Raw genomic sequence first — 10,787 nt, 5'->3', positions numbered from 1 at the left:
TATTTATAATTTTCTTTTTTCTCTCTCTTTCAAGTATTTTGCCTCAGCCTTATCTAAATCCTTAAAACTCTGTAAATTCATTGACGGCTCAACATTTGGTGTATTATTACATTTATACTTTTTTTCTTTAACTAATATCGCTTTAGGTTGAAATTCAAATCCTTCTTGGGTAATATTAATAAATTGAACTTCAGGATTTTTATTAATAGAAGCTACTATTGAAGGTCCATTGTAGCTCATTAAATCTGGATTTACTTTTACCGAAATCAACGGATGTAATTCACAAGGTAGAATCTTGAAATTTTTATGCTTTAATTGTGCTTTTATTCCAAATACTGCGTGTACATTTTTTACAATAGACGTTCCTGAAAAACCTCCTGGAGTATGTCCTTTTTTCTTTTCTGTTGAAGTAGTAAATCCAGTTCCCATTGATGCTGCAAATGTAGAACTCATGGCCATAACTCCATCAATATTAACATAACCATTTTGTCTTGTATGAGCCCCCATTAAAACACCTCCATGTCCATTCTTGATAGATATATTTCTTCCATAAATACTATCTAAATTCATTGTTTGAGGGGCATCAACTAAAAAGCTTGAACCCGTTTCCAATCTAAGTGTAACCCCACCTTCACCTGAAAGATCTTTAAATAAAATATGAATACCTGCATGAGCTTGAATTAAACCATAACCATAATGCCCTCCCGTTGTATGACCATTTTTTATTACCCCGTTCACAGGTCTAAAAAATTGACCATTATGCTTAGATATATTAAATAACATACTAGATAATACTGAATAATTATCCTTTATATTGAAGTCTGAAACCAAAAAATTTTTCACATTTTGACAACTAACAAAAGCTATTTTATTTCTATAACTACCTGCAGTCATATCTACTAAATATTTCTTTCCATTAGTACTCCTTATACTAACATTTTTAATAGTTTCTAATGCTAATTTTCCTTTTGCGGCAAGTCCTAAATGAAAAATTGTTCCTGAACCCGTTGTGGGTTTTATAATGGCTTTTGGACTTATTTCAATATGAACATTAGACTTAAGTTTAATATTCGTTAACATAAAAACTCCTTTTGGAATTATTATTTTTCCTCCATTTTTTTGCTTAGACATATCATCAATTGCTTTTTGCAATTTTTCAGAATCGTCCTTTCCATCATTAGGTTTAGCTTTATAATCTTTAACTAAGTCAACCGTTTTAGACACTAAATGATTTGTTTCTTTATAAAAATCACTTTCTTTCTGTCCAAAACACAATGTGGAAACAAGTCCAACAACTACTAATATTTTCTTCATTTTATTTATTACTTTAATTTGGAGTTAAACTTATATGTTTTTCCTTTTTTAGTTTTAAATTCTATTTGCTTACCATTATACATTAATTTACAAATCTCACCATTCAATGATTTTATAACAATCTCTTCAACTTTAGAATTAGACCAATTTATATCAACTTCAAAACCACCACGAGCTCTTAAACCTTTAACATTACCACTAGGCAAATCTTTTGGTAAAGCTGGTAGAATATGAATAAAACCAGCGTGACTTTGCACTAACATTTCTGCTATTGCTGAAGTAACACCAAAATTCACATCTGTTTCAAACATTTTTCTTGCTCTTCCTCTTTCACCAACAGCAAATAAATTATCCCAAGAACTTTTACTTAAAATATCAGATAAATGTTTATAGGTTTTTTCACCATCTAACAATCTTGCGTATGAACATGTAACCCAAGCCGCTATTCCTTGGTATTCAGGTGAAATCGCAGACCCGTTTTCTACACGAACATCTAATGATTTACGTGCGGCTTCAAATAATTTAGGTGTTTTGTTTTGTGTAATTTGATTTCCAGGACACAACCCCCATAAATGAGAAATATGTCTATGCCCTTTATTTTGTTCTTTAAACTCTTCAGACCATTCCAATAATCTTCCATCACTACCAATCTTCATCGGTGTTATTCTCGCACGTAATTTTTCTAATTGTGATCTAAAATCTGTATCAATATTTAATACTTTACTAGCCTCAATTGTATTGCTAAACAAATCATACATTAATTGGTTATCCATTGTTGGGGCCATTGATAATGAAACGGTTTTTCCATTAGGAGTGATAAATCTATTTTCTGGAGATGTTGAAGGTCCAGAAACCATATATCCTGTTTTAGGATGTTCAACTAAATAGTCTAAAAAGAATTCTGAAGCTTCCTTCATTATTGGGTAACTCTTGTTTTTTAAATATTCTTTGTCTTTTCCAAACAGATAATGTTCCCATAAATGCTGACAACTCCAAGCTGGAGCCATTGGCCACATTCCATAAGGAGGATTTCCTACTGCAGCTGTAAACCACCAAGCATCGGTTGCGTGATGCGCTACAAATCCTCTTGCTCCGTAAGTTGTTTTTGCTGTAACTCTTCCTCTAGGTCTTAAATTATCAACCATATCAATAAACGGTTCTTGACATTCGCCCAAATTGGTCATTTCTGCCAGCCAATAATTCATTTGAATATTAATATTTATATGATAATCGGCATTGTAAGCAGGTTCTAAACCACTTACCCATTTACCCCATAAATTAATTGCCATAGAACCTGGACGAGAACTACTCATTAACAAGTATCGTCCATATTGAAAGTACAGCGCTACTAAATTTGGATCTTTCTCCCCATTTTTAAAAGCAAGTAATCTTTTATCTGTTGGCAGTAAACTGTTTTCTGTTTCTTTAAAATTAAGTTCAACTCTATCAAATAAACTTTTATAATCAGCTACATGACTTTCTCTTAATTTTTGAAAACTTTTATTTTTAATTTTCTCTATTTTTTTTACACAAGCTTCAAAAGGTTTTTCACCTCTATAATCTGTGTCAGCAACTAAACGTAACGTAACACTATCTGCATTATCTATTCGAATACCTTGTTTTGATTGACTTATTTTACCGTTTTGAGACGAAACTTGTAAATGAGATTCAAACTCAACACCAGACCATCCGGACCTTACGGCAGGAAAAGCAACTCCTCTTAATGCTAAATGATCGTTTGAGATTCTCTTTATTTCACTTCCTTTACGAGTTAATTTTGTTTCCAAAGAAAGTGCTCCAGGCTTACTTGATGTTAATTTTACAATTATAGATTGATCTACAAAACTTGAAAATATTTCGCGAGTGTACTTCACTCCATTTTTTATATAACTAACCTTTACAATTCCTTCTTCAAGGTTTAACTCCCTTCTATAATCTGTAACTTCATCTGATACTTTTGATTTATCAAAAATTAACTCTAAATCACCTAAAGTTTGATAGGTGTGCATACCGAAACCTAATCTAAGACCTAACAATTTTTCTTTTGTTAATTGTTCGGCTTCAAAATATTTACCATCAAACATTAACTGCCTAATCTCTGATAAATATTTTGCTCCATTTGGTTTATCTCTGGGCGTTGGAGCACCTGTCCAAACACTTTCTTCGTTTAACTGAATTATTTCATGGTTAATTTTTCCTTGTACCATTCCCATTAATCTTCCATTACCAATTGGTAGTCCACCTGTCCATTCTTCCGCAGGGGCATCATACCAAAGTTTTAAATTTTGACTAAAACTTATGTTTGTAGTACAAATTAGTAATAGAATTATTATTGTTTTTTTAACAACTTTTATTTTCATAATTGTATGTGCTAGTGTTTTTTATAACTTTTTAAAGGATCTGAATTAGCTTCCGTTTTAGGCAGTGATTCCTTCATTTTTTCTATTATTTTTTTATATTGAATTTGCCCTGCTAAATTCACAAAGTTTTTAGGATCCTTTTTCTGATTGTATAATTCTTCAGATCCATCTTGGTAACGTATGTATCTCCAATTGTCAGATCTTACTGCATGATTATTTTTTCTTTGCGTAGTAACAATAGAACGATTAGTTTTTAATGTTGGTTTTTTTAATAAAGGAACCAAGCTTTCACCATCTAAATTATCGTTTAATGGAATTCCACACAATTCATTTAGCGTAGGATAAATATCTAGTAAACTAACAGCTTCACAACTTTTTTCCCCTTTTTTGAATTTACCTGGAGCAGCTAAAATTAAAGGAACTCGCGTAGTTTGTTCCCAAAGCGCAAATTTTTCCCAATGTTCTTTTTGACCTAAATGATATCCGTGATCAGACCATAAAATAATTACAGTGTTTTTTGCAAGAGGCCCATTGTTTAGAGCTTTTAATAATCGCCCTACCATATCATCTGCAAAACTTACAGATGCACTATAAGCTTGAACTGCTTCTTTCCATTTATTGTTATCTTTTATCCATTTATGCCAAGCTGTGTTTGCCATTTTTTTACCTGCTAGTGGTAAATCTCCTAAATCATTTTCAACAATTTCTGGTAGCTCAACTTTATCAATTGGGTGCATGTCGTAATATTTTTTTGGTGTCCACCAAGGAATATGAGGTCGATAAATACCTACTGCCAAAAACAATGGTTTATCATGCGATTTAGAAAGTTGCTGTTCTGCCCAAGAAACTACTTTAGCATCTGCCATTTCTTCTGTTGGAATATCTAACTTCGCCCAATCAAAATATCCATTATACATTTTTCCATTTGTATTTACAGGAAATTTATCAGGCTTTACTTCTAAAGGCATTTGACGCATTTTTGATGGAAAATACGAATCCCATGGTTTAGCATCTATCAAACCTGTATGTTTATCAGCACTTAACGAAGAAGCATGATATAATTTACCTCCGCCTAAGGTTTCATAACCATTGTTTTTAAAATGCTGAGGAAGTGTAGTTCTCTTCTTTAAAAATTTATTTTCTCGCCAATCTTGTTGGTTCGTATATACTCCTGTTGTAGTTGGAGCCAAACCAGTCATTACACTTACTCTAGATGGGTTGCATGCTGGAGCTGCACAATGGGCATTTGTAAAAAGAACCCCTTCTTTTGTTAACTTATTTATGTTAGGTGTTGAAACTGAAATTTCTCCATCCATTCCATCAATACAACTATTCAAATCATCAATAGCGATGAACAAAACGTTCATTTTTTGATGCTGAGAATTAACACTTAATGAAATAAAAAGGATTAAACTTATTAAAATGTGTTTTATCATAATTTACTCTATATTTATTTTATAGAATTTGACTCGTCTTCAATTATTTAGTTATCTTCAACTTGTAACTATGAAAAACAGCATCAAATTCTTCTAGCAAGGTATAAACCTTTACACTTTTTTAAGTTTCTAAGAATCCAACAAATGTTCTTCTAGGTATTTTATTGATTAATAATAACCATACAAAATATATACCTTTTACTTATAAAATATAACACACTAAACAAAATCATTAAGCCTGATAATGGCCAATTGCTAACTTATATATTTTTAAAGAAAATTATATAAATTATGAAAAAAGCGTTTTCCTACTATAGTTTTAATAGGTTTAAGAATTCTTTAAAAAAAAAACTTAAATGGGTAAAGGGCTCCAATTCGGAATTCCTTGAGTTGCTTTTTGATTTTTAAAACGTGTTACTAATGGTGGCTCAATACCGTCATACTCTCTGTCTTCATTAATCATTAATGGTAACGTTTCATCCCACCAAATAGAATAAGCCTTTTCCATGTTTTCAAAAACTTTAGGATAATCTTTAACAACATTAACCTTTTCTTTCGGGTCATTTTCTATATCATACAATTTACCTTGAACCAATCTCCATTTTTGAGAACGTACACCCCACCTACCTTCTTTAACTGGTTTTTCCCCTTTTTCCCAACGGCCCGAATTGATAAATAACAACCTATCATCTTGCCACATAACTTCTGGATTCTTTAAAATTGGCAACAAAGATCTTCCATCTAAGTTTTGAATCTTATTAGGAATCGTAACACCAGCCAAATCACAAAAAGTTTTATATAAATCTATATGTGCTGTAAGTGCTTTCACATCTTTATTTTCTTGTAATTTACCCTTCCAGTACCAAAAACAAGGAACGTGAGTGCCTCCTTCTCCTGGAGATCCTTTTCCTGTTTTAAAGTTATTATTCCATGGTGATTTTTCTTTACCATCCTTCACTTGTGCTCCATTATCTGTGGTAAAAATAATTAACGTATTCTCTAAAGCTCCCCACAATTCAAGTTTAGCCATCAATCGTCCAAAATTATCATCAATATTTTCAATCATTCCAAAACGATTTATAATTGGTTTTGCTAAATCTGGAAACTTATTTTTAAGTTCTTTAACCTTTTCGTCAGGTGCTATTAATGGTGAATGTGGTGTATTGGTAGACAAATAAGTAAAAAATGGTTTCTTTTCTTGAATGTTTTTTTTCATCCATCCTAAAGCTGCATCAAAAAACAAATCTGTACAATATCCTTTTGTTTGAACAATTGTTTTATTGTGCAATAAAACATTATCAAAATACCTGTTTTTAGAAGATGAATTTGGTGGAAAATCAGCACAACTACCAGGATATAATTGCCCAATACCTCCTGCACCATGTGTTAATGTTTCACTAAAACCTCTATTTCCAGGCAAATATTCTTCAATATCTCCTAAATGCCATTTTCCAAAAATTCCAGTTTCATAACCGGCTGTTCTTAGTAATTGAGGAAATGTTGTTGTAGATAACGCCATTAATTCACGCTCATGAATAGTATGAGTTACACCGTTTTTAAATTCATGACGACCACTCATTATTGCCGCTCTTGTAGGTGCACAAGTTGGACTTACATGAAACTCTTTAAGGCGAAGTGCTTTTTTTGCAAATGCATCAATATAAGGTGTTTTAACATACGGATGCCCCAAATAAGATAAATTTGACCCTTGATCATCGGTCATAACTAATATAATATTAGGCTTACTACCTTCTAAGTTTTGAGCTTTACTTCCTAAAAAACTTAATAAAAATATAGAAATTATTGATATTTCTTTCATATTGAAATAAAATTTATTCTTCATTTTCTACTAATTCTTTCATGTATTTGTCAAAAGCAACTCCATCAAAAGGAACAACAACAATTTTACTTCCATGATTATCATCTCCTCTATCTTTTCCTTTATGCACATCTATCACTGAAAACAAAAAATGTGTTGGATGTCCATTTTCAACATAAACTGTCATACGCTGTACCATAGCCCATTCATTTACAACCCCATTTGTATATTTAAATATTCCTGCATCTTTTTTAAAAGCTACACCTCTATTTTTCCAATTATGAATACCGTCAGGTGATGTGAAATGATAAGAAGTATCTACACCATGATGATTTACAATCATATGATACATACCTGCACTATACCAAATTGTTGGGTCTTCCATTTTTTCTTGTGGAACTCCCTCCATACCCTTATAAATCTTATCTGCCATAATTTTATAGGGCCCAAGAATACCAGATTCACTAATCATTGGAGCTGCAAATCTTGGAATCAATAAATATTTCCCATCATTACATAACATAATTTGTACGTTAGACATATGACCTACAACTCCTGCTTTTACAGCTCCTTTGTTGTTTGTATCATAGCGTGCTAAACCTGGATCAAAACCGTTTGCATCTGTTTTTATTTCTCCCAATAATTTAAACGGTCCTTCTGGCTTGTCTGCTATAAAAATTTCTCCACGAGTAACTTCACTTATTACCACTGCATATTTTCCATCATGTGTTCTTAAAGCAACAACATTATGCGCCAAACCATCTTTCCAGTCTGGAAAAATTAATCCTTGATCTTTATATGGGCCCATTACATTTTCACTTACTGCATGAACTGCCTTTGTATGAATATGCCACCCTTTACTATGTGAAGCAGCCTGAGTCCATCTACTTGCATACATATGATATAAGCCTGAATCATCTTTAACAATACTTCCGTCCCAATAACACCATTTTTTTAGTTTAGTATCCTCCAAACCATTCATAGTATCTCTTGGTAAAACATTTGACTCTCCCCATGTCCCTTTTGAAACTAATGCTCCTTGTGGTTTCATTGGTAAGAAAAAATCAATAGCTTCTTTATTCTTTTCAAAATTATTATTTATTTGTTTTTTTACTTCTTCCTTGCAGCTAATCATCAACAAAAGCAATAAAACTACAGTACTTATTTTTTTAATTGAACTTATCTTCATTTCTATAATTATTTTAATAATTCATAAAAAAACGTATCGTAATTATAAAACATGTTTAAAAAAACAGACACCCTTTATTTTCTTCTTTTTGATTCAATGAAGAAACTTAAATTATCAGTACATTCTGTCTTTCTAAGTAAAGAATATGTAACTCAGGGTGTGCATTACTCTTTATTCGACAAAACATATCTATCTTACCTTGATATTCTATATATCAAATAGAGAATTACTAAATTTTCTTTTTGAAAGTCTACTTCACATTTGTAAAACTAGAATTACAATTGGTTTCCCATTTTGTAAAATCACTAGTCATATAGTTTACTTTCTCTGGCTTTTTATTAGCCCCGCTAATTGTTTCTGTTCAGTCTACTTTCATATAATAGATTTTAGTAAGAAACATTCATCTTTTTAAAATTTTTATTTCAACAATTTAAACTCAGTCTCAATTACATCATTTGAATTTCCTCCAACAAACACTTTAAAATCTCCAGGCTCAGCAACAAAATTCATATCTATATTATGAAATCTTAAATCATCACTTGTCAATTTAAAAGTAATTATTTTCTCTTCTCCTGATTTTAACATCACTTTTTCAAAGCCTTTTAATTCTTTTACTGGACGTGTTACACTACCAAATAAATCTCTTACATACAACTGAACCACTTCTGCTCCATCATATTTCCCAATATTTTTAAGTGTAACTGAAATTTCTAATTCTTCATTAAAATTCACTTCTTTTTTGTTTACTACTAAATTTGAATATTCAAAATTGGTATAACTAAGTCCGTAACCAAAAGGATACAATGGTTTATTAGGAACGTCTAAATACTTTGTTTGCCATTTAAAATCATCTTTTCTAATTGGACGTCCTGTGTTTTTGTAGTTGTAGTAAATTGGACATTGACCAACAACTATTGGAAATGACGCTGGCAATTTTCCTGAAGGATTGTATTCTCCAAAAATAACTTCAGCTAAGGCATTACCTCCCTCAGTACCTGGGAACCATGCTTCTAAAACTGAAGGCATATTATCTGCTATCCATTTCATAGTAATTGGTCTACCGTTAAAAAGAATAGTAGTAACATTTTTATTAGCCTTTAAAATTTCTTTAGCCAACTCTATTTGTATGCTTGGTATTCCAATACTAGCAGCCTTACTTCTATTTCCCCCAGTTTCAGAAGCACTTTCACCTATGGCAAGAATTACAACATCTGCTTGTTTTGCAAGTTCTACAGCTTTATTAAAATTACTTTTATCACTTCCTGTTTTTTCACAACCTTTCTCGTACAATACTCTTGTAGTTGATGAAACTGCATTTTGAATACCAGCTAATAGAGTAATTACATCTTTAGTATCACCTTTAGCTCTCCAAGATCCATTCATATCACCTGCAGAATCTGCAAGCGGTCCAATAACAGCAATAGTTTTAGTTTTTTTATTTAGTGGAAGTATATTATTCTCATTTTTTAATAAAACAAAAGATTTACGAGCAGATTCTCTTGCTATTGCTCTGTGTTCTTTGGTTAGAATTCTATTTATTTCTCTTTTATTATTACAATATTTATAAGGATCATCAAACAGACCCAATCTAAATTTCACTCTTAAAATTCTTCTTACTGAAGCATTTACTTTATCTTCTTTTACATCTCCCGCTTTTACTGCTTTTACTAATTCCGTTTAATATGCTTGAGAACTCATATCCATATCACAACCTGTATTTGCCCCTAGAATTGTAGCTGCATATTCATTTTCAGCAAAACCATGTTTTATCATTTCAGTAACAGCTCCGTGATCAGAAACTACAAAACCATCAAATCCCCATTCTTTACGTAGTACCTGATCTAATAAAAATTTATTTCCAGTTGCTGGCACACCTGATATTTCGTTAAAAGCAGTCATAAAAGTTTGTGCTCCTGCATCTAAAGCAGCTTTAAACGGTGGTAAATATATATCTCTTAACGTACGTTCAGACATATCAACAGTATTATAATCTCTTGCACCTTCTGCAGCTCCATAAGCAGCAAAATGTTTTACACAAGCTGCAATAGTATTGTCTGCAGATAAATTATCTCCTTGTAAACCTCTAACTCTAGCTGCTGCAATTTTAGAACCTAAAAATGTATCTTCTCCTGAACCTTCTGTTATTCTTCCCCAACGAGGATCTCTAGCAATGTCTACCATAGGAGCAAATGTCCAATGTTGACCAGCTGCTGCTGCCTTTATAGCTGTTATTATGGATCCTTTTTTTATCACTTCTAAATCCCAAGATGCAGCTTCTCCAAGTGGAATAGGTAATATTGTTTTCCAACCATGTATTACATCAAACCCAAAAATTAAAGGAATACCTAGGCGTGTTTCTTCAACAGCCATACGCTGTATATCTCTAGTATAATCAACACCTACAGCATTTAAAAGGGAACCTAACATTCCTGATTTTAATTGTTTTTCAAAATCTGAGTTATAGGTTTGTGGACCAGTAATGGCACTTTTACCATTAATCTGTATCATTTGTCCAACTTTTTCTTCTAAAGTCATAAGATTCATTACTGAATCTATTCGCTGTTCAATATTTTTATCTTGTGCTTTCGCTTGTAATAAACACATAATCAAGCATATAAATAGAATTTCTTTTTTCATTTTTAATATTTATTTTATTTCTCTTATCCTAA

Annotated in this window: 7 protein-coding genes; all 7 read right to left on the bottom strand. The window is 31.7% G+C overall.

The window, feature by feature from the left end:
- Nucleotides 1-3: 3 nt before the first annotated feature.
- Nucleotides 4-1,314 carry a glycoside hydrolase family protein gene (locus tag DAD81_RS18520; protein WP_111709801.1) on the bottom strand — a complete coding sequence of 437 codons (1,311 nt, stop codon included), beginning with the start codon at nt 1,312-1,314 and terminating at the stop codon, nt 4-6.
- 8 nt (nt 1,315-1,322) lie between these two features.
- Nucleotides 1,323-3,674 (bottom strand): glycoside hydrolase family 95 protein, encoded by a 2,352-nt coding sequence (locus DAD81_RS18515; RefSeq protein ID WP_111709800.1) that lies wholly within the window; start codon nt 3,672-3,674, stop codon nt 1,323-1,325.
- Nucleotides 3,675-3,685: 11 nt separating this feature from the next.
- The gene (locus DAD81_RS18510) at nt 3,686-5,041 is read right to left on the bottom strand and encodes a sulfatase (protein WP_179950077.1); all 1,356 of its coding nucleotides are present in this window, start codon (nt 5,039-5,041) and stop codon (nt 3,686-3,688) included.
- 421 nt (nt 5,042-5,462) lie between these two features.
- Nucleotides 5,463-6,953 carry an arylsulfatase gene (locus tag DAD81_RS18505; protein WP_218939736.1) on the bottom strand — a complete coding sequence of 497 codons (1,491 nt, stop codon included), beginning with the start codon at nt 6,951-6,953 and terminating at the stop codon, nt 5,463-5,465.
- Nucleotides 6,943-8,118 (bottom strand): glycoside hydrolase family protein, encoded by a 1,176-nt coding sequence (locus DAD81_RS18500; protein ID WP_157961184.1) that lies wholly within the window; start codon nt 8,116-8,118, stop codon nt 6,943-6,945. Before DAD81_RS18500 ends, DAD81_RS18505 begins: the two co-directional genes overlap by 11 nt.
- A gap of 417 nt (nt 8,119-8,535) precedes the next feature.
- Complete coding sequence (locus DAD81_RS21200; protein ID WP_317047337.1) at nt 8,536-9,717, bottom strand: glycoside hydrolase family 3 C-terminal domain-containing protein; 1,182 nt, start codon at nt 9,715-9,717, stop codon at nt 8,536-8,538.
- A gap of 78 nt (nt 9,718-9,795) precedes the next feature.
- Nucleotides 9,796-10,755 (bottom strand): glycoside hydrolase family 3 N-terminal domain-containing protein, encoded by a 960-nt coding sequence (locus DAD81_RS21195; protein ID WP_317047336.1) that lies wholly within the window; start codon nt 10,753-10,755, stop codon nt 9,796-9,798.
- Between the last annotated feature and the right edge of the window lie 32 nt (nt 10,756-10,787).

Origin of the sequence: Lutibacter citreus (assembly GCF_003260195.1) — a bacterium.
GTDB classification, from domain to species: Bacteria; Bacteroidota; Bacteroidia; order Flavobacteriales; family Flavobacteriaceae; genus Lutibacter; species Lutibacter citreus.
Note: the sequence above shows the minus strand (reverse complement) of the source record. Positions and strands in the feature narration are given on the sequence as shown.

Coding starts and splice junctions, on each gene's coding strand:
- DAD81_RS18520 (WP_111709801.1), bottom strand. CDS start 1,314: ATGAAGAAAATATTAGTAGTTGTTGGACTTGTTTCCACATTGTGTTTT.
- DAD81_RS18515 (WP_111709800.1), bottom strand. CDS start 3,674: ATGAAAATAAAAGTTGTTAAAAAAACAATAATAATTCTATTACTAATT.
- DAD81_RS18510 (WP_179950077.1), bottom strand. CDS start 5,041: ATGAACGTTTTGTTCATCGCTATTGATGATTTGAATAGTTGTATTGAT.
- DAD81_RS18505 (WP_218939736.1), bottom strand. CDS start 6,953: ATGAAGAATAAATTTTATTTCAATATGAAAGAAATATCAATAATTTCT.
- DAD81_RS18500 (WP_157961184.1), bottom strand. CDS start 8,118: ATGAAGATAAGTTCAATTAAAAAAATAAGTACTGTAGTTTTATTGCTT.
- DAD81_RS21195 (WP_317047336.1), bottom strand. CDS start 10,755: ATGAAAAAAGAAATTCTATTTATATGCTTGATTATGTGTTTATTACAA.